This window comes from Melissospora conviva (assembly GCF_049523535.1).
Classification (GTDB): domain Bacteria; phylum Actinomycetota; class Actinomycetes; order Mycobacteriales; family Micromonosporaceae; genus Melissospora; species Melissospora conviva.
On record NZ_JBLLDT010000007.1, the window covers coordinates 111,382 to 134,417 of the forward strand.

The following is a 23,036-nucleotide window of genomic DNA, read 5'->3' on the forward strand; positions in this document are numbered from 1 at the left end:
ACGGGGTGGGCGGCGGCCCGCCCGCACCGGGGTACCGGGGGCTCAGGCGGGGATCGGACCGGCGACCGGGACCAGGCCGGCCCGCCTCGTCTCCGCCGGTGCGACACGCCACCGGGCCCAGACGCTCTGCCCCAGCCCGTCCCGCTCCACCCCCCAGCGGTCGGCGAGCGCGGTGACGATGCGCAGGCCGCGCCCGTCGACGGAGTCGTGACCGACGGTACGCATCAGGGGCGGCCCGGTCGCGCCGCCGTCGGTGACCCGGATCTCGGCCTGCCGGGTGCCCTCGGCCGTCAGCAGCCGCCACGTCACCCGGACCACGCCACCGGGAAGGGCGTCGGCGTGCCGGACGGCGTTGCCGACGAGCTCGGCGAGCGCGGTGACGACGTCGGCCAGCAGCGCCGGCGGGAGCAGTCCGGTGAACTCCTCCGCGAGGCGGTGCCGGGCCGTGCGGGCACCTCGTGCGTCGTGGGGGACCACCACGCACCACGAGCGTTCCACCGTCTCTGCCACGTCGGTCGCCTCCCTGTCGAGGCCGGCTGCCGTGCCGGCTGTTCACCGCCGTCATCGACGGCTCAGCCACTGGGCAGGCGTACCTCCGCGACCGTACCGCCGCCCGGGCGGGGGCGGAGACAGATCCATCCGTTCTGTCGTTCCACGATCCGCCGCACCAGATATAACCCGAGGCCGGTGCCGGGAAACCGCCGGCGGTCACCGGATTCGCCCTGCCAGAACCGGTCGAACGCCCGCTCGACGTGCTCCGGGCGGATCCCCACCCCCCGGTCGGCGACGGTGAAGGTGACCGTCCGCTCGTCGGCCGCCGCCCGGATCCGCACCGGGGTGTCCCAGGCCGAGTACTTCGCCGCGTTCGTCACCAGCTCGGTCAGCACGGTGGCCGGCGTCCCCGGGTCGCCGAGCACCGGCGGCAGACCGGGGGGCAGCTCCAGGGCGATGCGCTCCCGCAGGTCCGCGGGGAGCTCGTCCACCGCGGTACGCAGCGCCGCCGCCAGGTCGTACGACCCGGCCACTGCCCCGGCGGCGGGTTCGGCGGCGTCGGTGGAGGCGAGGAGCCGGTCCACGAGCCGGGCCAGCTCGCCGGCCCGCTGCCCGATCACCTCGGCGGCCCGGCGTCGTTCGGTCTCGTCGAGGGAGTCCCAGTGCCGGGTCAGGGTGTCGGCGTACCCCTTGATCACGGTGACCGGCGTACGCAGCTCGTGGCTGGTCATCGCGAGGAAGAGGTCCCGGTCGTGGGCGCGCAGGTACTGCTCGGTGATGTCGCGGAAGCTGACGATCCGCCGTCCGTCGGGGCCGGGCAGCCGGTTGGTGGTGACGGTGATCCAGTTGCCGTTGGGCAGCTGCTGGTCGGCTACCTCACCCGGCGCCGGTGGCGCGAACGGCAGCGGCTGCTGCAGCACCTCGGCGGCGGTGCGACCGGTGATGGTGGTGGCGGCGGGATTCCAGAGCTGCACCAGCCCGCTGCTGTCCACCACCGCCAGCCCTTCGGTGAGCGCGGCGAGCAGTCGGCCGTCCCCCTGCGCCGGCAGCCCGTTCTGGTCGCCGTACAGGTGCGCGATGCAGGCGGCGAAGTAGGCCAGGATCCGCTCGTGGTCGGTGGCGCGCAGCTCGGGACCGGCCGGGTAGACGGTGTGCAGGCTGCCGACGAGCAGTCCGCCGATCTCGACGCGGGTAACCAGCATCGGTCCCAGCCCACGGCCGGTGAATTCGGCGGCGAGATCCGCCGGCAACGAGCCGACCGGTACCAGCCGCACCCGCTCGCCGGCCATCAGCACCGTCGGGTGCGCCTCGGAGGGCGGCACCGGACGTCCCCGGGCCCAGGCGACCGCACCGGTGGCGGCGACGGTACGTCCGCCCTGGGGGCCGTATTCGACGAAGGCCGTACCGATCGCGTCGGTGCTGACCTGGAGTACCTCGAGGAGCCGGCCGAGCACCGGTAGTCCCCATTCGCCGGCGTTGATCATATCGATCACCACGGTATGCCCGGCGATCAGCGAGTCGTAATCGGGGCGAGCGGCCACGGGTCGAGTCTGCCCTCTCGGTCGTGCTTTGGCATCAACCGGTCACGCCGCAACCGGTCACGCCGCAACCGGTCACGCCGCAACCGGTCGGCGGCCCAGCCGGTCGGCCCCGAGCCGGTCAGCGCCCCAGCCGGTCCAGGACCAGCCGCGGCCGGTCGGTGATGATCCCCTCGACGCCGCCGTCGAGGACCAGCTCCAGGTCGGCCGGGTCGTTGACGGTCCAGACGTAGACGTCGTTGCCGGCCTGCCGCACCGCGGGCAGCAGCTGCGGACGGGCGCGCAGCAGACCGATACCGGGTCCGGCGATGCGGGTGCCGAAGGGAAGCCGGCCCAGCTTGAGCCAGCGCGGCACGACCTCCAGCAGCAGCACCGTCGGCAGGGTGGGGGCCAGGGCGTGGACGCGGCGCAGGGCCAGCGGCGAGAAGGACATGACGGTGACGCGGAGCGGATCGCCGTCGCGCGGTTCGGCGAGTTCGTAGCGGCGCAGCAGCTTGACCAGTCGCTGCTCGACCTCGGCGCCGTACCGGGTGGGGTGTTTCGTCTCGATCAGCAGCCGCAGCGGGCGGTCGGCGGCGCGGACCGTGTCGAGCAGCCGGGCCAGGGTGAGCAGCCGGGTCCGGGCCGGGTCGACGGTGACGGGCACCTCGCCGCCGGCCTCCTCGGTGCAGCCGGGATGCCAGGAGCCGAAGTCGAGGGCGTCGAGTTCGGCGAGGGTACGGGCGCTGACCAGGCCCTGGCCGTTGCTGGTGCGGTTCAGGCGCCGGTCGTGGACGCAGACCAGGTGCCCGTCGCGGGTCAGCCGCACGTCGCACTCAAGCCCGTCGACGCCCTCGTCGAGGGCGCGTTCGTACGCGGCGAGGGTGTGCTCGGGCAGCGCCGCGGAGGAGCCGCGGTGTGCGAAGACCAGAGGTTCGGTCATGATCGGGTCGCGGTCAGAGCACGTGTGCGGGTTCGCCGCTCTCGCTGACCATCGGGCGTCCGGCGGCGGCCCAGGCGCGCATGCCACCGTCGACGTTGCGCACCTGCTCCCAGCCGTTGTTGAGCAGGTAGCCCACCACCTGTGCGGAGCGGCCGCCGGAGCGGCAGATGACCGCCACCTCGGCGTCGGCCGGCACTTCGGCGAGCCGGGCGGGCAGCTCCATCATCGGCAGGTGGTGCGCGCCGGGCGCGTGGCCGGCCGCCCACTCGTCGGGTTCGCGTACGTCGAGCAGGTACGCCTGGTCGTCAACGTCGGTGACGGCGATGCTGGGGATCTGGGGTCCGAACACGGTTACCAAGAGTAGAGCGTCGGCGGCGCGGTGGCGATCGACCCACCGTACGGGTCCAGAGACGATCGACCCACCGTGCGGGTTCAGAGGCGATTGACCCAGCGTGGGTTCGCCTCGGCCCATTCCCGCACCCGGTTCTCGCGCAGCGCCGCGAAGAGTCCGTCCCCGGACGGGTCCAGCCGCACGTACGAGATGCCGTACCCCTCCTCCGGGTAGGAGGGGAGCTGGACGCCGGAGATCTGGTCGGAGCGGAGTCCGCGCAGCGAGAAGGCGAGGCTCTCCACCGGTACGCCGTTGGTGTCGACGGTCAGCGCCGAGCCGGCGGCCCGGAGCACCTGGTCGAGCTTGACCGGGTTGCCGACCACGTCCGCGGCGCCGGCACGTTCCATGATCGCGCGGAGCAGCTGCTGCTGGTGGCGCTGGCGGTCGTAGTCGCCGCCGGGCAGGCCGTACCGCTGCCGGGCGAAGTCGAGCGCCTGGGCGCCGTTCATCTCGTGACAGCCGGGGGTGAAGACGGCGTTGGTGTGGATCGAGCGGACCTCGGTGTCGACGCACATCCGCACCCCGCCGAGGAGGTCGACGACCTTCTTGAAGCCCTCGAAGTTGATCAGAGCGGCGCCGTCGAAGCGGAGCCCGGTGAGGTTGGTCAGGGTGGCCGAGAGCAGCTGGGTGCCGCCCTGGTCGGTGCCGCCGGCCTGGAAGGCGGCGTTGATCTTGTCGGTGCCGCCGGGGTAGCCGTTCGGCGCCGAGGGGATCTGCACCAGCAGGTCGCGCGGCACCGAGACCAGGTACGCCCGGTCCATCCCCTTCGGTACGTGGGCGATGATGATCGTGTCGGAGCGCTGGTCGTCGCTGGTCTGACGGGGGCGCTCGTCGGAGCCGATCAGCAGGTAGTTGAGCGGCCCGGAGGCGGCGCTGGGCTTGCGGCGGGCCTCCGGGTTGAGCAGCTCCTCCTTGGTGAGGGCGCGGTCGTAGCGTTCGACGATCTGCCAGAAGCCGACCCCACCGAGCACGGCGAGAATCAGCAGGACGCCCCCGAGGCGGAGCAGTCGGCGCGGCCAGCGGGAACGCCGGTCCGGTGGCCCGGCGCCGGCCGGCGGACCGGCTGGGCCGGGCTGGCGCCCGCGTGCGGATCTGGACGTGGCGCACTCCCGAGGCCGGAGGGTGAGCACTTCTCACCTGAGGCTACGGGCGCGGCAGCCCGCACCGGCCCCGATCGCGCCGATTGGCGTCCGGGAACTGCCGCCTCGTGCACCGGCAGTGCAGTGGTGGACGCGGGCGGGGCGGTGCGTTATTTGCGGTCGGACAGCACGCTGGGGTTGTTGTAGACGTACTCGGCGAGGGTGTCGGACTTGATGGCCTGGAACATGCCCATGGTGGTCTCGTCCAGGAACTCGAAGGTGATGCCGTCGCCGTTGAAGTTGCCGCCGTTGGTGCGCAGCATGGTCATCTCGCCACCGCCGACGCCGCGCAGACCGTAGACGAAGTCCTCGATGGCGATGTTGCCGGTGTCGAGCACCAGGGACTCGCCGGCGGCCTTGAGTAGCGCCTGGACCTTCATCGGGTTGGAGACGACGCCGCTCTCGGTGGCCTTCTTGGCGATCGCCTTGATCACCTGCTGCTGGTTCTGCTGGCGGCCGTAGTCGGAGTTCTCCATTCCTTTGCGCTGCCGGGAGAAGTCCAGCGCCTGCCAGCCGTTCATCTTCTGGCAGCCCTTCTTGTAGCTCACCGGCTGGTAGGGCTTGCCGCTCTCCCGGGCCTTGGCCAGCGCCATGACGCCCTCGCCCTCCACCCGCATCATGTGCGCGGAGGTGATGGGCTGTTTGACGCAGACCTTGATCCCGTCGAGGGCGTTGACGATGCTGCGGAAGCCACCGAAGTTGATGATCGCGGCGCCGTCGAAGCTGACCCCGGTCAGACCCTTGATGGTCTTGGCCATCAGCTGGGCGCCCCCCTCCCAGCCGCCGCCGTTCTGGGCACCGAAGTGGAAGGCGGAGTTGATCTTGTCCGTGCCGTGGCCTGGGATGTCCGCCTTGGTGTCCCGCGGAATGGAGATCAGATACGCCGCGTCGTGGGTCGCCGGGATGTGCAGCACGATGATGGTGTCGGCCCGCACATCGGAGGCGTCCCAGTCGGCGCGGACATCGACGCCGAGCAGGAGCAGGTCGATCGGGCCCTTGAGGTCGTCACCGCCCTCGGCGCTGGACTTGCCGGCGTCGCCGATCAGGCTGCCGGTCTTGATGTCCTTGGTGGCCTGGTTGATCACCGTCTTGGCCCCGACGATGGAGGCGCCGCTGACCACCATCAGCACGGCGCCGAAGATCAGCAGGAGGCGGGCCCACATCGGGTCCTTGCCGCCCTTGGACTTCTTGCGCTTGCCACCGGCCGGGGGGCCGGGAGGGCCGCTCCGCTTCGATGCGGATCGCGGTTGCTGCGACACGCGGGCAGCGGCGGCCGTCGAGGTGCGCGACGAAGGGCGGGTCTGAACCGACATGCTGCTCCAGGGCGCGTTTGTCTTGGGGGGCGAACCAACCTTACGGAGCAGTCACACCAAATGGGAATTGTCCGGCCATCAACTGTTCGGACAGTTTTCCCCACCCTCCCCGGCAGTCTTTCTCAGGTTAACCACAGTCAGCGATGATGCCGCGACTAATTGGCGCCGGGGGTCGGGGACGACTTGGACTCTTCCTGACTGCGCATCCACTGCGCCATCTTGTCGCCGCCGATCGCCTGATACATGGTCAGGGCCTGTTCCCGGTCGGAGACCACCACCGATTCGCCATTGATCGTCTGACTGCCCAGGTGCGGGCTGGTGACGAAGTGCAGGTTGTCGCTGCGCAGATTGCGGAACTGCAGCGCCATGTCGGTCAGCGAGAAACCCTCGTCGACCGTCACCGCCGCCGTCACGGCCTTGAGGAACGAGTTCAGCCGGGCCGGGTTGGTCAGCGTGCCGGTGCTCGCCGCCTTGTCCATCAGCGCCTTGAGGAACTCCTGCTGGTGGCGCATCCGGGCGAAGTCGCCGTCCGGGAACTGCTTGCGCTGCCGGATCCAGTCCAGCGCCTCGGCGCCGTTCATGTTCCGGGTGCCCTTCTCGAAGGTGCGGTAGGGCTTGTGGATCGAGGTGATGGTCCGCTCGACCTTCAGCTCCACCCCGCCGAGCGCGTCGGTCACCTCCTTGAAGCCGCCGAAGTCGATCGCCGCGACGTGATCGATGCGCACGTCGGTGAAGCACTCGACGGTGCGTACCGCCAGCGGCAGGCCGCCCCACGCGAACGCCGCGTTGACCTTGGCCCGGTTGCCGGAGTCGCAGGTCGCGCCGGCATCGGCGGGAATCGGCACGTACAGGTCACGCGGGATCGAGACCAGGTACGCCGCCGAGTGGTCCGACGGGATGTGCATCAGGATGACGGTGTCGGCGCGCCACTGGCTCGACTCGTTGATCGGGGCGTCCGGGTCCCGCGAGTCGGTGCCGACCAGCAGGATGTTCAGCGAGCCCTCGACCGTTTTGGCGGGCCGCCCATCGGTGAGCCCGGCGAAGGGGTCGGTGCGGGCCAGATCGTCATTGAGACCCCGCGCGTAGAACCAGCCGCCGAGGCCGGCGACCAGCGCCAGCGCCAGCACGGCGACCAGGGCGATCCGCCCCCAGCGCGGCTTCGGGCCGCGGCGTCCGCCGTCCCCGGAGCCGCCCCGGCCACCGGGCCCGCCGGGGCCGCGGGGCCCACCGCCGTCGAAGTCCTCGTCGTACCGCTCGTCGGCGCGCTGGGCCGGCGCGGCGCCGCGGACGCGCCCGCGCCGCTCGTCGGCTCGCACGCTCGCCCGTCCGGCGGCGGCGTGGGGGCGCCGCCGGGAATCGTCGGCGTACGGCTGGTCGGACCTCGCGGCAGGCATGTCAATCAGGGTACGTAGCCCATGCCCGTCCCGCCTGTCGGCGAGGGTCGTGTCCGTTGCGGTTGTCGCGCCGCCCTGCTACGCCAAACGGGTACGGAAGTACTCGATGGTGCGGCGCAGGCCGTCTTCGGGCGCGACCTGCGGGGCGTATCCGAGCAGCTCACGGGCGAGAGTGAGATCCGGGCGACGCTTTTCGGGGTCGTCGGCGGTGCGGGTGACGAACTTAACCTCCGACGTGCTGCCGGTCAGCGACACGATCAGCTCGGCGAGCTCGCGCATGGTCAGCTCGTGCTCGGTGCCGCAGTTGACCGGTCCGGTCTCGCCGGAGTCGAGCAGCGCCAGGATGCCGCGGACCAGGTCGTCGACGTAGCAGATCGAGCGGGTCTGGGTGCCGGTGCCGTGCACGGTCAGCGGCTCGCCGCGCAGCGCCTGGCTGATGAAGGTCGGGATGGCCCGTCCGTCGTCGGGGCGCATCCGCGGGCCGTAGGTGTTGAAGATCCGCACGATGGCGGCGTCGAGGCCACGGTGGCGCTGGTACGCCATCGTCGCCGCCTCGGAGAAGCGCTTCGACTCGTCGTAGACGCTGCGGATGCCGATCGGGTTGACGTTGCCCCAGTAGCTCTCCGGCTGCGGGTGCACCAGCGGATCGCCGTACGCCTCGGAGGTCGAGGCCATCAGGAAGCGGGCGTTGTCGGCCAGTGCCCGGTCGAGCAGGTGGAGCGTGCCGAGCGAACCGACCCGCAGGATCTCGATCGGCAGCACGGCGAAGTCGGTGGGGCTGGCCGGGGAGGCCATGTGCAGGACGGCGTCGAAGCGCTCGGCGAGGGCCGGGTGGTGGACCGGCAGCCCTTCGGTGACGTCGGCCTCCACCAGCGTGAAGCGGGGGTTGTCGACGAGGTGGGCGACGTTCTCCTTCGAGCCGGTGACGAAGTTGTCGACCACCACGACGGTGCAGCCGCGTCCGATCAGTGAGTCCACCAGGTGTGAGGGGACGAAGCCGGCGCCGCCGGAGACCAGCACGCGGTGATCGGGACCGAATCGCGGGGTGACGTTCATGCCGTCAGCGTACCGAAGCGGGAGACCGGGACCGGCGGCACGACGGCCGCGGGCCCCCGATCGGCGGTACGCCGACGGGGGCCCGCGGTGACGCCGCGCGCGAGGAGTTCCCGCTCAGTGCGCTCCGGCGCCGGTCAGGGAGCGAACTTCCAGCTCGGCGTACTTGTCGGCGTCGTTCTCCTTGGAGATGATCGTGCCGATCCAGCCGCAGAGGAAGCCGACCGGGATCGAGATCAGACCGGGGTTCGACAGCGGGAACCACTGCCAGTCCGAGTCCGGGAACATGGACGTCGGCGCCCCGGAGACGACCGGGGAGAAGAAGACCAGGCCGACCGCGGCGATCAGGCCGCCGTAGATGGCCCAGACCGCGCCGCTGGTGTTGAACCGCCTCCAGAAGAGGCTGTAGAGGATCGCCGGCAGGTTGCCCGAGGCGGCGACCGCGAAGGCGAGCGCGACCAGGAACGCCACGTTCAGGCTCTGCGCGAAGATCGACAACACGATCGCGATCGCGCCGATGCCGAACGCCGAGATCCGGGCCACCCGGACCTCCTGCCGCTCCGAGGCCTGGCCCTTCTTGACCACGTTGGCGTAGAAGTCGTGCGCCAGGCTCGACGACGACGCCAGGGTCAGCCCGGCGACCACGGCGAGGATGGTGGCGAAGGCGACCGCGGCGATGATCGCCAGCATCGCGGCCCCGCCGATCTCCCCGCCGAAGAAGTCGAAGCCGAGCGCCTCGGCCAGCTGCGGGGCTGCGGTGTTGCCCGCCGTGTCCTGGGCGACGATCGCATCCCGTCCGACCAGCGCCGCCGCGCCGAAGCCCAGCGCCAGGGTGAAGAGGTAGAAGGTGCCGATGATGCCGATCGCCCAGAGCACGCTCTTGCGGGCGGCCTTCGCCGTGGGGACCGTGTAGAAGCGGATCAGGATGTGCGGCAGCCCGGCGGTGCCGAGCACCAGCGCGACACCGAGGGAGAGCAGGTCCATCTTGTTGTAGAAGGTCTGCTGGGCGTTGCCGGCGACCTCGACTCCGTACCGCAGCCCCGGCTCGAGGAAGGCGTCGCCCTTGCCGGAGGCGCCGGCGGCGTCGCCGAGCAGCGCCGAGAGGTTGAAGTCGTAGTGCGCCAGCACGAGCAGCGTCATCACCAGCGTGCCGCCCATCAGCAGCGCCGCCTTGATGATCTGCACGTAGGTGGTGCCCTTCATCCCGCCGACCGTGACGTAGATGATCATCAGGGCGCCGACCAGGATGATCGTGGCGACCTTGGCGGTGTCGGCGCTCATGCCGAGGAATGTGGTGTCGGGCTTGATGCCGAGCAGGAGCGCCACCAGCGCGCCCGCCCCCACCATCTGCGCCAGCAGATAGAAGATCGAAACGGTGATGGTGGAGACCGCCGCCGCTGTCCGCACCGGACGCTGCCGCATCCGGAACGCCAGCACGTCGGCCATCGTGTAGCGGCCCGAGTTGCGCAGCAGCTCCGCCACCAGCAGCAGCGCCACCAGCCAGGCGACCAGGAAGCCGATCGAGTAGAGGAAGCCGTCGTAACCGTAGAGGGCGATGATGCCGGCGATGCCGAGGAACGAGGCGGCCGACATGTAGTCGCCGCCGATCGCCATGCCGTTCTGGAAGCCGGAGAAGGAACGCCCGCCGGCGTAGAAGTCCGTCGCCGTCTTGGTCTGCCGGCTGGCCCAGATGGTCAGCCCGAGGGTGACGACGACCAGCAGGACGAAGAGGACGATCGTCAGCGTACGGGCGGTGTTGGCGTTCCCGGCCTCGGCCGCGAGCACCGCCGTGGCCTCAGCCGCGCGGACCGTGCTCATGGGTCACCTCCCCCATGTCGGCGCGGACCCGGTCCGCGAGCGGGTCGATCCTGCGCCCGGCGTAACGGGCGTAGACCCAGGCGATCAGGAAGGTGGAGACGAACTGCAGCAGCCCGAAGATCAGGGCCACGTTTATGTTGCCGATCAGCTTCGTGGCCATGAAGTCGCGCGCGTACGCCGACAGGATCACGTAGAGGGCGTACCAGCCGAAGAACGCCGCGGTCATCGGGAAGACGAACCGGCGCAGGGTACGGCGCAGCTGGACGAAGTCGTCCGAGCGTTGGGCGGCGACGTACCGCTGCGCGACCGACTCGGTCGGGGCGGGGGTATCCGTGGACATGCGTGAATCACCACCTTCATCTGGGAGGTGGGCGCACGGTATGGAGCCGCCGGGCCGGGCCGGAACGGGTGATCGCGCCCTCGGGCGGCAGCTGCGCCGAACGGCGTCCTGGCTGCGCCCACTGACGGCGCCCCGCCGTTCGGCGCATCGGTGGTGGCGGGACCGGGATGAGGGCGGGCCGGGGGTCGCGGCCGGGCCGGCCAGGACTCAGTCGGGCAGTTCCCGGTAACGGCCGCGGTGGTGCAGCAGCGGGACGGCCCGCTCCCCGACGGTGGCGTCGATGATGGTCGCCTCGACGAGCTGCGACCAGCCGAACTCGCGTACCGAGTCGAGGCGGCAGGCCGCCCAGGCGCTCGCGTCGGCGGGCACCGGCCCGTACGCGGTCTCGGTCCACTCGTCGAGGGCGAAGAGGCCGCCGGGCGAGGGGAAGAGCCCGGCGAACCGGTCGGCGAGCTGCCGGTGGGGCGGGCCGAGCACGCTCACCGCGAAGCAGCCGGCCGTGACCGCGGCGTCGAAGAAGTCCGACTCCGGGTCGACCAGGCCGAGCAACCGGTCCGGCTCACCCTGGGCGACCAGGGTGGATGAGACGGTCAGTCCGGCCGGGCCGGGTGCGGTCCAGAGCGTCACCGGGGCGGCGAGCCGCCCACGCAGCCGGCGGGCCGGGGAGCGCTCCTGCTGCGGCGTCGCGAAGGGATCGGTGTGATGGATCTGGGCGCCCGGCTCTGGATTCACGTGAAACATTGTGGCCCGCTCAGCGCCGGGGCGTCACGGCGTGCAGCAACTCCGGCATCCGCCGGTCCAGCCGGTCACCGGCGATGTACGCGCCGAGCAGCGCGCCCCCGACGCCGTACGTCAGCCCGGCCGGCAGGGCCAGCCAGAGCCAGAAGCCGGGGAGCAGGACATTCGCCAGCAGCAGCGGCACTGTGGCGACCACCGAGGCGAGCAGCGCCACGATGCTCAGCAGGCTGCGGGTCATTCCCGCGCCGGTGTTCATCGCGAACGGGTTGCTCGTCTCCGGCAGGTCGTACGCCCCGATCACCGAGACCAGCGCGTTGACCCCCAGACCGGCGCCGTACGAGGCGAGCAGGGTTCCGGCGGCGACCCCGGCCCAGGCCGGCTCGCCGAGCACGAAGGGCAGCAGCAGTGCGATGAGAACCAGCAGCGGCACCATGTAGAGCGAGTAGGCGACGAACCGGGCCCGCAGCTCGGTCTGCCCCGGCACCCCGGCGATGACGTTCGCCGCGTACGCGCTGCCGTCGTAGCCGAACTGATTCGCCAGGTTCAGTGCCGCCATCGTGCCGACGAAGACCATGGAGAGGCTGAAGAGCAGCGGTGAGACATCGACATCCGATCCGCTCAGCGCGTCGTTCATCCCCGAAGTGCCGCCGAGGTTGATCATCACCGGGACGAAGACGCCGATCACCGCGAGGGTGATCAGCCCGGAGCGGCGGCGGGCGTCCCGCCACCAGTACCGGGCTTCCCGGGCGACCAGCGCGCCGAACCGGTTGCGGGGCAGCCGGGCGAGCAGCCGGGGGAAGAGAGCGCCGACCGCGGAGCTGCCCGCCGACGCCGGCTTCGCGGCCGGGCCGGCCGAGGCGGTGCCGACCATCGCCGACTCCATCGTCCGGCTCCACCAGACCAGCAGCACCGCGATGGTGACGGCGGTGACGGCGAGCTTGAGCAGCGCCGCCCACCAGCGGCCCTGCGCGACCTCCAGCCCAGCGGTGTAGGGCGCCCCGATCGGGGTCCAGGAGACGATCCGGGCGACGTCGGCGACCCGGTCCCAGTCGGCGCCCTCGGCGCCGCGCATCAGCAGCAACTGCAGCGGAGCGAGCAGCGCCGCGAGCACGGCCAGCAGCACCGCGGCCAGGTCCCGGACCCGCCGGGAGCGGAGCATGCCGGCGAAGGCACTGGTCACCGCGCGGCTGGCCGCCACGCAGAGCAGCACCCCACCGACCACCCCGACCGCCGCGACGAGCGCCGCGCCGAGCCCGCCGAGCAGCCCGGCGGCGACCACCAGGCCGCCGGTGGCGAGGAGCGTCGCCAGCGCCGGCGCCCCGATCAGGGCGGCGGTGAGCAGGCCGGTCACCAGGGTGCGGCGGGTCAGCGGCAGGAGCGCGAACCGGGCCGGGTCGAGGGTCTCGTCCACCCCGAAGAAGACCAGCGGCAGCAGCACCCAGCCGAGCACGATCACGGCGCCGCCCAGCCCGGCGCCGATCACGGCCACGTTCGGGTTGTCGGTGGCGCCGGTGGCGAGCAGCAGGAAGAAGCCCATGGCGGCGAACCAGAGCCCGCCGATGAGACCCAGCACGAAGAGGACGACCTTCGCGGTCTGCCCGCGGAAGCCGTTCGCCATCACCCGCAGCTTCAACCGGGCGAAGTGCCGTGCCGAGACCGGCCGGGGTGCGGTCGCCGTCGTCGGGGCGGCCGAGGTGCTCACCGGGAGAGCCACGACAGCTCCTCGCCGGTCGCCGTCCGTCCGCCGACCACCTCGACGAAGACCTCCTCCAGCCGCCGCTGCCCGCGGACCTCGTCGAGGGTGCCGAAGCGCTGGATGCGGCCCTGGGCCAGGATCGCCACGTGGGTGCAGATCCGCTCCACCACCTCCATCACGTGGCTGGAGAAGACCACGGTGCCGCCGCCGGCGACGTAGCGGAGCAGGATGTCGCGGATCAGCGCGGCCGAGACCGGATCGACCGCCTCGAAGGGCTCGTCGAGCACCAGCAGCCGCGGCCCGTGCAGCAGCGCGCAGGCCAGCCCGATCTTCTTCTTCATCCCGGCCGAGTAGTCCACCACCAGGGTCCGCCCGGCGTCGCCGAGCGCGAGCACGTCCAGCAGCTCCGCCGCCCGCCGGTCCACCTCCGCCGGGTCCATCCCGCGCAACAGCCCCTGGTACGCCAGCAGCTCCGCGCCGCTGAGCCGGTCGAAGAGCCGTACGCCGTCGGGCATCACCCCGAAGAGCCGCTTCGCCTGCACCGGGTCGGCCCAGACGTCGTGCCCGAGCACGACCGCCTGGCCCATGTCGGGCCGCAGCAACCCGACCGCCATCGACAGCGTGGTGGTCTTGCCGGCGCCGTTGGGGCCGAGTAGCCCGTAGAAGGATCCGGCCGGCACGTCCAGGTCGACGCCGCCGACGGCGACCTTGCCGTCGAAGCTTTTCGCCAGACCCCGGAGCGTCAGGGCGGGGTGCTCACCAGTCATGCCTACGACCGTATCCGGTGGGGCGTCGGCGCAGCTCAGGCGAGGGGACGATCTTGTTCTCCTCCCCGCGACGGACCTCAGGACATCAGCCGCGGGTCCACCCGGTCACGCGTCGTCCGGCGCTGATCGTCACCGGCTGCGGCCGGCGCCGGATCGTCGCCGGCCGGCTGCTCACACCGTTGCCTTGCCGGGCAGGCGCAGGGCGTCGGGGGCGTGCAGGCGCAGCATTGTCGAGCCGACGTCGACCGGGACGCGGCGGCGGGTGGCCAGCGACACCGCGATCATCACGGTGAAGGCCAGCGGCACCGTCCAGGCGGCCGGTTGTGCGGTGAGCGCGGCCGGCCAGCCGGTCAGCGGCGGCCCGAGCACCGTCACCAGGACCGCGCCGACCGCGGCGCCGCCGCCGGCCAGCACGCCGGCGGCGGCCCCCAGGTCGGTCAGCCCGCGCCACCAGATGCCGAGCACCAGCAGCGGGCAGAAGCTGGAGGCGGCGACCGCGAACGCAAGCCCCACCACCTGCGAGATGTCCAGCCCGGAGACGTTCAGGGCCAGGACGGCCGGCACCACGCCGGCGATCACCGTGGCGAGCCGGAAACTCCGCACCGAGCCGTCGCCGAGGACATCGGTGGAGATCACCCCGGCGACGCTGGTGAGCAGCCCGGACGAGGTGGAGAGGAAGGCGGCGAAGGCGCCGGCCGACACCAGTGCGGTGAGCAGCCGGCCGGTGGTGCCGTCGCCGAGGGCCGCGCCGGGCAGCAGCACCACCACCGCGTCGGTCTGGCCGGTGACCAGCAGCTGCGGCGTGTAGATCCGCCCCAGCACCCCGTAGACGGTGGGGAGCAGATAGAAGGCGCCGACGAGGGCGAGCACCACCAGCGTGGTCCGGCGGGCCGCCGCGCCGTCGGGGTTGGTGTAGAAGCGCACGAGTACGTGCGGCAGCCCCATCGTGCCGAGGAACGTCGCCAGGATCAGCGAGTACGTGCCGAAGATCGCCCCGTCGCCGTCACCGGCGCCGTTCGGCAGCAGCCAGCCGGCCGCGTCGGTCGCCGCCCCGGAGACCCCGGGCACCGGGTCACCCGCGGCGAAGGAGAGTTCGTCGCCGGGGTGTACCTCCCGGGTCCGGCCGTCGGGGAGGGTGAGGGTCGCGGCGTCGGAGACCACGACGGTGGTCTCGGTCCGGAAGACCGGTCCGTCGAGCGGGGTCACCGGCGGGCGGGCGTCGGCCTGCCACTGCAGCGCCAGGAAGATCGCCGGTACGGCCAGCGCGGTCAGCTTCAGCCAGTACTGGAACGCCTGGACCAGGGTGATCGCCCGCATCCCGCCGAGCGCCACGTTCGCGATGACCACCCCGGCGACCACCAGGGCCCCGACCGGGTACGCCGCCCCGGTCACCGTCTGCAGCGTCAGCCCCGCCCCCTGCAGCTGCGGCACCAGATAGAACCAGCCGATGAAGATGACGAAGACGGTGGCCAGGGCACGCAGCCGCCGCGAACCGAGCCGGACCTCGCAGAAGTCGGGGAGGGTGAACGCGCCGGAGCGGCGCAGCGGCGCGGCGACGAAGAGCAGCAGCGCCAGGTAGCCGGCGGCGAACCCGACCGGGTACCAGAGCATGTCGACGCCGTCACGCAGGATCAGGCCGGCGATGCCGAGAAAGGACGCCGCGGAGAGGTACTCCCCGCCGATCGCCGCCGCGTTCCAGGTGGGGCTGACCGTACGGGAGGCGACCAGGAAGTCCGAGGTGGTCCGGGCCAGTTTGAGCCCGTAGAAGCCGATGGCGACGGTCAGCAGGGTGACGGCCACGATCGCCGGGACGACGTACTGGTTGGGCATCTAACGTTCCGGTCGCGCGACCAGGTCGGTGAAGTCCTGCTCGTTGCGCTGGGCGAGGTGCACGTACGCCCAGCCGACGGCGACCAGGAACGGGAAGGCGCCGACGCCGAGCAGCAGCCACGGCAGGTGGATCCCGAGCAGCTGCGCCCGGCCGACGGCCGGGGCGGCGGTGAAGAGCAGCGGCAGCCCGCCGAGGCCGATCGCCACCACCAGCGACAGCCGCAGGGCGAGCGTCAGCTGGGCGCGGACCAGGCCGCGCACCAGCGCCTCGCCGACGCGGGTCTGCTGGGTCAGCTCCGTGTGGGCCTGCGCGCGGGCGGCACCGCGGCCGGCTTCGGCGAGCACCACCCGGGTACGCGGTGGCAGCGCCTCGGTGCGGTCTGGCGGATCGCTGTGGGCGGCCACCCCGCCAGTCTCGGGTGTGGCGGGCGTCACTGTCCAGTGCCCGGGTGTGGCGATGTGGAGGTCGGCGGCGACCTGGCACGGGGATGCTCGTGGACGTCCCCCCTTCTCACCTGGTCATTGTTAAATACCTATATGTAGGGCCTTCCCTATTTCGATCTTCCGCGTATTGTGCGAAACCGTGCCATCGACCAAGCGCAGCGGCGAGACTGCCGAGGGTGATGCCGTCCGCCCGGGCGGCGATCTCCTCGCGGACCCGCCCGCCCCCTCCACCGACGCCGGAGACCCGCCCGCGGCGACCAGCGGCGTGCACCGGATCAGCGGCGAGACCGTCGACGCCGCCGTCCGCGAGAGCCAGGAACTCGCCGCGCAGTTCGAGGAGGAGAAGCCCGGCCGGGTGCTGACCGGCCCGCTTGGCCTGTTGGTCACGGGGTTGGCGACGGCTGTCGCCCTGCTCGCCCTCTGGCAGGTCTTCGACCCGCTCTCGCAGGGCAGCAAGTACTACCTGATCTTCTTCCTGGCGGGAGTGCTGCCGCTGGCGTTCCTGGCGTACCCGGCGGGGCTGGCCGCCCCCGGCTGGCTGCACCGGCTCCTGCCCGCCCGGCTGACCCGGCCGCCGGCCGAGGCGCGTGCCAACCGGCCGTCGGTGCTGGACTGGGTCTTCGCGGCGTTCGCCCTGGTGGTCTGCCTCTACCCGGTGCTGCCGGTGACGCTCGGCTCCGGCGGCGGCGGGTACACCGCCTTCCTCGACCGGCAGGGACTGCTGGCGCCGCTTGACGTGGCGATGGGCACGATCCTGCTGCTGCTCCTGCTCGAGGTCTGCCGGCGCACCACCGGCTGGGTGCTGCCCGTGGTCTGCCTGGTCTTCCTCGGCTACGGCTACTACGGCGGCATGCTGCCGCAGAACTGGGACGTGGCCCACTCCGGTCTCGACTTCGAGCAGCTCATCGACGCCTTCTACAACTCCGACAGCGGCTTCTACGGCACGCCGCTGGACGTCGCCGCGACGTACATCGTGCTCTTCACCATCTACGGGGCGGTGCTGGACCTCTCCGGCGCGGGCCGGTTCTTCGTGGAGCTGTCGGTGGCGGCCTTCCGGCGGTCCCGGTCGGGTGCCGGGCGGACCGCGGTCGCCTCCGGGTTCCTGCTCGGCACGGTCTCCGGGTCGGGCGCGGCGACCACGGTCAGCATCGGCGCGGTGACCTGGCCGATCCTGCGCCAGGCCGGCTACCCGGCCGAACGCGCCGGCGGCATGCTCGCCGCCGCGGGTGTCGGCGCGATCCTCTCCCCGCCGACACTGGGCGCGGCGGCCTTCATCATCGCCGAGTACCTCGGGGTCTCCTATCTGGCGGTGCTCGGCTGGGCGCTGGTGCCGACGCTCCTCTACTACCTCGGCATCCTGCTCTCGGTGGAGATCGACTCCCGGCGCTTCGGTGCCCGCGCGGTCGCCGTCGAGGCGGCCTCACCGTGGCGGCTGCTGCTGCGCTTCGGCTACCACTTCAGCTCGCTGCTGGTCATCGTGCTCTTCCTGGCGCTGGGGCAGACCCCGTTCCGGGCGGTGGTCTACGCGACCCTGCTGGCGGCGCTGCTCTCCTTCCTGGACCGGCGCTACCGGCTGACGCCGACGCGGCTGGTGGAGGCGCTCGCCGCCGGCACCCGCGGGGTCCTCGGTGTCGCGGCGGTCTGCGCGGCCGCGGGCATCATCACCGCCACCACCACCAAGACCGGGCTGGGACCGCAGACCGCCGCGCTGCTGATCGACGCCGCCGCCGCCGTCTCGGACCACCCCGCGGTGGTCATCGCGCTCACCGCGCTGCTCGCCGCGTTCGCCCTGACCCTGCTCGGGCTCGCCGTGCCGGTGACCGCCTCCTTCGTCATCGGCTGGGTGATCGTCGGCCCGGCGCTGCTTGACCTGGGGGTGGCGGCGCCGGCCGCCGCGATGTTCGTCTTCTACTTCGCTGTGCTCTCGGAGGCATCGCCGCCGACCGCGCTCGCGGCGGTCGCCGCCGCCGCCGTCACGGGCGGCCGGGTGGTCCCGACGATGTGGCAGACCATGCGCTACGCCCTCCCGGCCTACCTGGCCCCGATCGCCTTCGTGGTCACCCCCGCCGGGCTGGGGCTGCTCGGCATCGGCGGCGCCGGGCAGATCCTCTTCGCCGGGCTTGTCTCGGCGGTCAGTGTCGCCGTGCTCGCCGCGGCCGCCGGTGGCTGGCTGCTCGGCGCCGGGCCGATCGGCGCCCTGCCCCGGACCCTGCTGGCGCTGGCCGGCGTCGTCCTGCTGTGGCTGGAGCCGCTGCCGGTCACCGTCGGCCTCACCCTGGCCGCGGCCGTGGTCGTCACCTGTCTGATTCGGCATCGCGTGGCCGGAGAGTCCGGTCCGCTGCCTGCCGGGAAACCGGCAGTTGTAGAGGGAGGAACCAAGTGAGGCCAGGTAACGTACGGCTCGTCGCCGGAGTGGGAATGCTGACGCTGCTGGGGACGGCACTCGCCGGCTGCGGCGGCCGGCAGGACAACGTCGCCACCGACGACACGTCCACCGAGGTCACCTGCGAGGTGACCGCCGATACCCGCCTCGGCATCGCCACCGGTAACGCCACCGGCGTCTACTACGTCGTCGGCAACGCGCTCGCCACCCAGCTGCCGGGCGCCACCGGCGGCAAGGTCACGGCGACCGCCGCGGAGACCGGCGCCTCGGTGCAGAACATCGAGCAGCTGGTGGCCGGCAAGTACGACATCGCCTTCTCGCTCTTCGACACCGCCACGGACGCGGCGCAGGGCAAGGGCTCGTTCGGCAGCCCGCAGCCGGTGCAGGCGCTGGCCCGCATTTACGACAACTACACGCAGGTCATCGTGCGTGCCGACGCCGGCATCGAGTCGGTGGCCGATATGAAGGGCAAGCGCATCTCCACGGGCTCGCCGAAGTCCGGCACCGAGGTGATCGCCAACCGGCTGCTGCAGGCGGCAGGCCTGGACCCGGCCGCCGACATCAAGGCCCAGCGGCTGGACCTCACCAAGACCGTCGACGGGATGAAGGACGGCACGATCGACGGTTTCTTCTGGTCCGGCGGCATCCCGACCGGTGGTGTCACCGACCTGTTCACCACCCAGGGTGACAAGGTCAAGTTCATCGACATCACGCCGCTGCTGCCTAAGATGAACGAGATCAACACGGCGTACCAGACCGGCACGATCGGCAAGGACGTCTACGGCACCCCGGCCGACGTTGCCACCATCGTGGTCCCGAACGTGCTGCTGGTGCGGGAGAACCTCGACGCCAACGTCGCCTGCGCGGTCACCAAGGCCATCTTCGAGAAGAAGGACGAGCTGGCCAAGGCGAACGCCGCCGCCGGTGGGATCAGCCTGGAGACCGCCGACAAGACCGATCCCGTGGCCGTGCACCGGGGCGCCCGCAAGGCGCTCGACGACCTGTTCGCCGGCTGACCCGGCAACCGTACGGGCCGGCGGGACACCCTCGCCGGCCCGCCCGGCGCCATCAATCGAAGCTTTGGAGGCTCGGGTGCCCATCATCGGGGCAGGCCGGCACACGCGATCCGCGGCGTGGCTGCGGTCGGTACGGACCCAGCTGATCGTTCCGATCGTGGTGGCGACGGCCGGTCTGCTGTTGCTCGGCGCGGTGCAGACTTCCCGCGCGGTCGGCACCGCCGGCGACGCCGGCCGTGCCCGGGTGCTCGCCGGCACGGCGACCGCGACCGTGCGGCTGGTGCACGAGCTGGAACGGGAGTACGCCGAGACGGCCGCGCTGCGTGCCCGGGGCGGCACCGCGGGCCGCCAGCTGGTCACCGCCCAGCGTGAGCGGGTGGACCAGGAACTCGTGCGCTACCGCGAGGCGCGGCTGGCCGCCGGCAAGGAGGTTCCCGAGCTGACCGCGGTCCTCGAGGCTGCCGACGTCGAACTGGGCCGCCTCGGTCTCGCTCGCAAGACGGCGACCGGCAGCTCCGCCAGCGGATTCTCCGACACGGCCTACCGGGACGTCGCTGAGGCGCTGCTGGCCGTGGCCGACGCGCTGCCGGCTCAGCTGCGCGACGCCGACCTGGCCGGTGCGGCCCGGGAGGTGGCCGTCGGTGCGGCCCGGGAGCACCTGGCCGCCCTGGAGCGGGACCTGGTCGGCGGGGTGCTCGTGCGGGGAAGGGCGACCACCGCGGAGCTGACCGCGCTGGCGCGGCTGCGCGGCGCGCAGGACCAGCGGCAGGCCGAGTTCGCCCAGATCGCCAGCGCCGACGGGCGGCGCTTCGCGTCCGAGTTGCTGACCGGTCCGGACCTGGGAACAGCGGAGCGGATGAGCGACGCGATTCTCGCGGTCGACCCGGGACGGCGGGTCGACGCCGGGGACGCCGACGCCTGGTACGTCGCCCAGAGCGGCACGATCCGCGGCTATCACCGGCTCGGCCTCGAACTCTCCGAACGCCTTGACCGGCTCGCGGCCGAACAGGCAGGTCAGGCCGCGCGGCAGGCGTGGCTCACGGGTCTGGGCAGCGCCCTGGTCGCCCTGACCGCCCTCGGCGCCGCGGTGCTGCTCGCCCTGCGGATCAGCCGGCGGTTGAACCTGCTCCAGTCGGCGGCGCTCACCGTCGCCGACACCGAACTGCCCGAGCGCATCGCCGCCGTGAGTGGCGGACGTGCCGCCACCGGCGAGGACACCGCGGCCGCCACGACGGCCCGGATCGCGCAGGGGCGCGACGAGATCGCCCAGCTGGCCCAGGCGTTCGCCTCGGTGCACCAGGTGGCGGTCGACCTGGCCGTGCGCCAGGCGGAGCTGCGGCTGGACCTGCGGGAGACCGCCGAGGCGCTGGCCCGCCGCATCCGCACCCTGGTCACCCGGCAGCTGCGCCTGCTCGAGGAGTACGAGCAGGCCGAGACGGACCCGCAGGCGCTGGCCCGGCTCTTCGCCCTCGACCATCTCGCCGCCCGGTTGCGGCGCAACGGCGACAACCTGCTGGTGCTCGCCGGGGCCGACCCGGCACGCAGCCAGCCTGGCGGCCACCACCTCTCCGAAGTGGTGGCCGCGGCGGCCTCCGAGATCGAGAATTTCGACCGGGTCGCCGTGGAGCTGCCGGACGTGGCGGTCAGCGGCCGGGTCGTCGGCAGCCTGGTGCACCTGCTGGCCGAGCTGCTGGAGAACGCGACGAGCTTCTCGCCGCCGGCCGCGGCGGTGCAGGTGCAGGCCCGGGTCTCCGACGGCGCGTTGCTGATCCGGGTCTGCGACCAGGGCATCGGGATCGGGCCCGAACGCCTCTCCGAGATCAACAGTCTGCTCGCGGCGCCGGCCGGGCTCTCCAGCCGGTCAGCCGGGCACATGGGCCTGCACGTGGTGGCCCACCTCGCCGCCCGCAACGGTTTCCAGGTGGAGCTGGAGTCGACCGGCGCGGGCGTCATCGCGTACGTGGGGGTGCCCGCCGAGGCGCTCGCCCCGCTGGATTCGATCCGCCCGGCGGACGAGCGCGCGATCATCGTGCGGCCGGTCGGCACGCCCCCGGCCGCCCTTGCCGCCGCGGGCCGCGGGGCGGTCACCAGCGGTCGCTCCCCGGCTGCCGCCAGCCTGCCCGCCTGGCCGACATCGGTGCGGGGCGCCACCGCCCCCGCGGTTGCCGGGCAGCGGCCGGTGCTGCCCCGGCGCAACCGCGGCGAGCAGCTCGCACCCGAGCCGGCGCCGGCCACCACGTCCCGCGTCGATCCGCTCGACCCGGAGCTGGTACGCAGCCGGCTCTCCGCGCTGGCCGCAGGTGTCTCCGCCGCCCTACGCCGTGATCCACCGCCGAACCAACGGGAGAGATCGGAATGAATCAGCAGTTGCAAGGCCGTCTGGACTGGCTGCTCACCAGCTTCGCCGATCAGGTGCCGGACGTCGCGCACGCCGTGGCGCTCTCCGGCGACGGGCTGCGGCTCGCCTCCTCGGCACACCTTTCGCACGACCAGGCCGACCAGCTCTCCGCGGTGATCAGCGGCCTGGCGAGCCTGACGATCGGCGCGGCCCGGCTGATGTCGGCCGGGCGGGTACGGCAACAGATCATCGACATGGACGGTGGCGTGATGCTGGTGATGTCGGTCGGCGACCGGGCGCTGCTCGGGGTGCTCGCTGCTCCCGGCTGCGACCTGGGGCAGGTCGGGTACGAGACGGCGATGCTGGTGCAGCGCGTGGCGGAGGCGCTGGAGCCGGCGGCGCGGCGATGAGGCGGGCGCGACGCGGGAGCGCCCTGGCCCTGGTCGTGGCCCTGCTGCTGACGGCAGGCTGCGCCGACAGCGGCAAGGACGAGGCCGCCGAACGGTGGCACGGTGGACAGATCTACCTGGGCACCGGCAACACCACGGGTGTCTACTACCAGCTCGGCGGCGGGCTCGCCGACATCATCACCCGTCATCTCGACGGCTACCAGGCGCGCGCCGAACCGACCGGGGCCTCCGGCGACAACGTCGTACGGATCGCCAATGGCGACATGGACATCGGCTTCAGCCTCGCCGACACCGCGGCCGACGGATACGAGGGGCGGGCCTCCTTCACCGGACGCCCACAGCGGGTGCAGGCAATCGCCCGCATCTACCGCAACTACACGCACGTGATCGTGCGCAAGGCGGCCGGCATCGGCTCCTTCGCCGACCTGCGCGGCAAGCGCGTCTCCACCGGATCGGCGAACTCCGGCACCGACGTGATCGCCGGCCGGTTGCTCACCGTCGCCGGGATCGACCCGGACGCCGGCATCACCCGGCTGCGGCTCTCCCTGCCGGAGACGGTCAAGCGGATGCGGGCCGGCGAGGTGGACGCCCTGTTCTGGTCCGGCGGCCTGCCCACCCCGGGTATCACCGATCTCTTCGCCGCCGCGGGCGACACTGTCACCTTCCTGCCGATCGCCGACCTCACCGAGCGGCTCAACCAGCGCTTCGGTCCGGTCTACTCGGCGGCGGAGCTGCCGCGCAGCGCGTACGGCACGGCGCGGGACGTGCCGACGGTGGCGGTGGCGAACCTGATCCTGGTCTCCCCGGAGCTGCCGGACGACCTGGTCGAGTCGCTGACCCGGCTGATTTTCATGTATCAGGCGGAGCTCGGCGAGGTCCATCCGGAGGGGCGCAACTTCGACCGGGCCAGTGCCGCCGACACCGATCCGGTGCCGCTGCATCCCGGTGCGAAGCGCTTCTACCGCAGCGGCTGAGCGCCGCGCCGCATCTCGCCGTCAGGCTGTGGACAACCTG

20 protein-coding genes are annotated in these 23,036 nt (G+C 72.2%); 5 read left to right on the forward strand and 15 right to left on the reverse strand.

Annotated elements, in window-relative coordinates:
• Positions 1 to 42: 42 nt before the first annotated feature.
• The 15 genes from ACK8GG_RS16740 to ACK8GG_RS16810 form a co-directional block, all read right to left on the reverse strand.
• Positions 43 to 510, reverse strand: coding sequence for an ATP-binding protein (locus ACK8GG_RS16740; RefSeq protein WP_440351226.1), 468 nt, complete (start codon positions 508 to 510; stop codon positions 43 to 45).
• 62 nt (positions 511 to 572) lie between these two features.
• Positions 573 to 2,033, reverse strand: a complete 1,461-nt coding sequence (locus ACK8GG_RS16745) for a sensor histidine kinase (RefSeq protein WP_440356749.1) — start codon at positions 2,031 to 2,033, stop codon at positions 573 to 575.
• 118 nt (positions 2,034 to 2,151) lie between these two features.
• Positions 2,152 to 2,952 (reverse strand): glycerophosphodiester phosphodiesterase, encoded by an 801-nt coding sequence (locus tag ACK8GG_RS16750; protein ID WP_440351224.1) that lies wholly within the window; start codon positions 2,950 to 2,952, stop codon positions 2,152 to 2,154.
• 13 nt (positions 2,953 to 2,965) lie between these two features.
• Positions 2,966 to 3,301, reverse strand: a complete 336-nt coding sequence (locus ACK8GG_RS16755; protein WP_440351223.1) for a rhodanese-like domain-containing protein — start codon at positions 3,299 to 3,301, stop codon at positions 2,966 to 2,968.
• Between the two features lie 83 nt (positions 3,302 to 3,384).
• Complete coding sequence (locus ACK8GG_RS16760) at positions 3,385 to 4,314, reverse strand: LCP family protein (RefSeq protein WP_440351222.1); 930 nt, start codon at positions 4,312 to 4,314, stop codon at positions 3,385 to 3,387.
• A gap of 278 nt (positions 4,315 to 4,592) precedes the next feature.
• Positions 4,593 to 5,795, reverse strand: a complete 1,203-nt coding sequence (locus ACK8GG_RS16765) for an LCP family protein (RefSeq protein ID WP_440356750.1) — start codon at positions 5,793 to 5,795, stop codon at positions 4,593 to 4,595.
• Between the two features lie 155 nt (positions 5,796 to 5,950).
• Complete coding sequence (locus ACK8GG_RS16770; RefSeq protein WP_440356751.1) at positions 5,951 to 7,189, reverse strand: LCP family protein; 1,239 nt, start codon at positions 7,187 to 7,189, stop codon at positions 5,951 to 5,953.
• Positions 7,190 to 7,267: 78 nt separating this feature from the next.
• Positions 7,268 to 8,245 carry a UDP-glucuronic acid decarboxylase family protein gene (locus tag ACK8GG_RS16775; protein WP_440356752.1) on the reverse strand — a complete coding sequence of 326 codons (978 nt, stop codon included), beginning with the start codon at positions 8,243 to 8,245 and terminating at the stop codon, positions 7,268 to 7,270.
• A gap of 114 nt (positions 8,246 to 8,359) precedes the next feature.
• A complete protein-coding gene (locus ACK8GG_RS16780) occupies positions 8,360 to 10,060 on the reverse strand; it encodes a monocarboxylic acid transporter (protein ID WP_440354628.1) in 1,701 nt (566 codons plus the stop codon).
• A complete protein-coding gene (locus ACK8GG_RS16785) occupies positions 10,038 to 10,400 on the reverse strand; it encodes a DUF485 domain-containing protein (RefSeq protein WP_440351217.1) in 363 nt (120 codons plus the stop codon). Before ACK8GG_RS16785 ends, ACK8GG_RS16780 begins: the two co-directional genes overlap by 23 nt.
• A gap of 207 nt (positions 10,401 to 10,607) precedes the next feature.
• Positions 10,608 to 11,141, reverse strand: a complete 534-nt coding sequence (locus ACK8GG_RS16790; protein ID WP_440356753.1) for a flavin reductase family protein — start codon at positions 11,139 to 11,141, stop codon at positions 10,608 to 10,610.
• 10 nt (positions 11,142 to 11,151) lie between these two features.
• Complete coding sequence (locus tag ACK8GG_RS16795; protein ID WP_440356754.1) at positions 11,152 to 12,852, reverse strand: ABC transporter permease; 1,701 nt, start codon at positions 12,850 to 12,852, stop codon at positions 11,152 to 11,154.
• Complete coding sequence (locus ACK8GG_RS16800; protein ID WP_440351214.1) at positions 12,837 to 13,601, reverse strand: ABC transporter ATP-binding protein; 765 nt, start codon at positions 13,599 to 13,601, stop codon at positions 12,837 to 12,839. Before ACK8GG_RS16800 ends, ACK8GG_RS16795 begins: the two co-directional genes overlap by 16 nt.
• Positions 13,602 to 13,772: 171 nt before the next feature.
• On the reverse strand, positions 13,773 to 15,431 hold the full coding sequence (locus tag ACK8GG_RS16805; protein ID WP_440354631.1) for a sodium/solute symporter: 1,659 nt from the start codon (positions 15,429 to 15,431) through the stop codon (positions 13,773 to 13,775).
• Positions 15,432 to 15,836: a DUF485 domain-containing protein gene (locus ACK8GG_RS16810; RefSeq protein ID WP_440354632.1), complete on the reverse strand. Its 405-nt coding sequence runs from the start codon at positions 15,834 to 15,836 to the stop codon at positions 15,432 to 15,434. It lies immediately after the preceding gene.
• Positions 15,837 to 16,149: 313 nt separating this feature from the next.
• Here ACK8GG_RS16810 and ACK8GG_RS16815 point away from each other — a divergent pair, with 313 nt between their 5' ends.
• The 5 genes from ACK8GG_RS16815 (at position 16,150) to ACK8GG_RS16835 (ending at position 22,996) form a co-directional block, all read left to right on the forward strand.
• Positions 16,150 to 18,258 (forward strand): TRAP transporter permease, encoded by a 2,109-nt coding sequence (locus ACK8GG_RS16815; RefSeq protein ID WP_440356809.1) that lies wholly within the window; start codon positions 16,150 to 16,152, stop codon positions 18,256 to 18,258.
• Positions 18,255 to 19,274 carry a TAXI family TRAP transporter solute-binding subunit gene (locus ACK8GG_RS16820; protein WP_440354634.1) on the forward strand — a complete coding sequence of 340 codons (1,020 nt, stop codon included), beginning with the start codon at positions 18,255 to 18,257 and terminating at the stop codon, positions 19,272 to 19,274. The genes ACK8GG_RS16815 and ACK8GG_RS16820 overlap by 4 nt, the downstream gene beginning before the upstream one ends.
• Positions 19,275 to 19,350: 76 nt before the next feature.
• The gene (locus ACK8GG_RS16825; protein WP_440354635.1) at positions 19,351 to 21,633 is read left to right on the forward strand and encodes a sensor histidine kinase; all 2,283 of its coding nucleotides are present in this window, start codon (positions 19,351 to 19,353) and stop codon (positions 21,631 to 21,633) included.
• Complete coding sequence (locus ACK8GG_RS16830; RefSeq protein ID WP_440354636.1) at positions 21,630 to 22,022, forward strand: roadblock/LC7 domain-containing protein; 393 nt, start codon at positions 21,630 to 21,632, stop codon at positions 22,020 to 22,022. The genes ACK8GG_RS16825 and ACK8GG_RS16830 overlap by 4 nt, the downstream gene beginning before the upstream one ends.
• Positions 22,019 to 22,996, forward strand: coding sequence for a TAXI family TRAP transporter solute-binding subunit (locus ACK8GG_RS16835; RefSeq protein WP_440356755.1), 978 nt, complete (start codon positions 22,019 to 22,021; stop codon positions 22,994 to 22,996). The genes ACK8GG_RS16830 and ACK8GG_RS16835 overlap by 4 nt, the downstream gene beginning before the upstream one ends.
• Positions 22,997 to 23,036 lie beyond the last annotated feature (40 nt).

Coding starts and splice junctions, on each gene's coding strand:
- ACK8GG_RS16750 (WP_440351224.1), bottom strand. CDS start 2,952: ATGACCGAACCTCTGGTCTTCGCACACCGCGGCTCCTCCGCGGCGCTG.
- ACK8GG_RS16765 (WP_440356750.1), bottom strand. CDS start 5,795: ATGTCGGTTCAGACCCGCCCTTCGTCGCGCACCTCGACGGCCGCCGCT.
- ACK8GG_RS16770 (WP_440356751.1), bottom strand. CDS start 7,189: ATGCCTGCCGCGAGGTCCGACCAGCCGTACGCCGACGATTCCCGGCGG.
- ACK8GG_RS16775 (WP_440356752.1), bottom strand. CDS start 8,245: ATGAACGTCACCCCGCGATTCGGTCCCGATCACCGCGTGCTGGTCTCC.
- ACK8GG_RS16780 (WP_440354628.1), bottom strand. CDS start 10,060: ATGAGCACGGTCCGCGCGGCTGAGGCCACGGCGGTGCTCGCGGCCGAG.
- ACK8GG_RS16785 (WP_440351217.1), bottom strand. CDS start 10,400: ATGTCCACGGATACCCCCGCCCCGACCGAGTCGGTCGCGCAGCGGTAC.
- ACK8GG_RS16790 (WP_440356753.1), bottom strand. CDS start 11,141: ATGTTTCACGTGAATCCAGAGCCGGGCGCCCAGATCCATCACACCGAT.
- ACK8GG_RS16800 (WP_440351214.1), bottom strand. CDS start 13,601: ATGACTGGTGAGCACCCCGCCCTGACGCTCCGGGGTCTGGCGAAAAGC.
- ACK8GG_RS16805 (WP_440354631.1), bottom strand. CDS start 15,431: ATGCCCAACCAGTACGTCGTCCCGGCGATCGTGGCCGTCACCCTGCTG.
- ACK8GG_RS16830 (WP_440354636.1), top strand. CDS start 21,630: ATGAATCAGCAGTTGCAAGGCCGTCTGGACTGGCTGCTCACCAGCTTC.
- ACK8GG_RS16835 (WP_440356755.1), top strand. CDS start 22,019: ATGAGGCGGGCGCGACGCGGGAGCGCCCTGGCCCTGGTCGTGGCCCTG.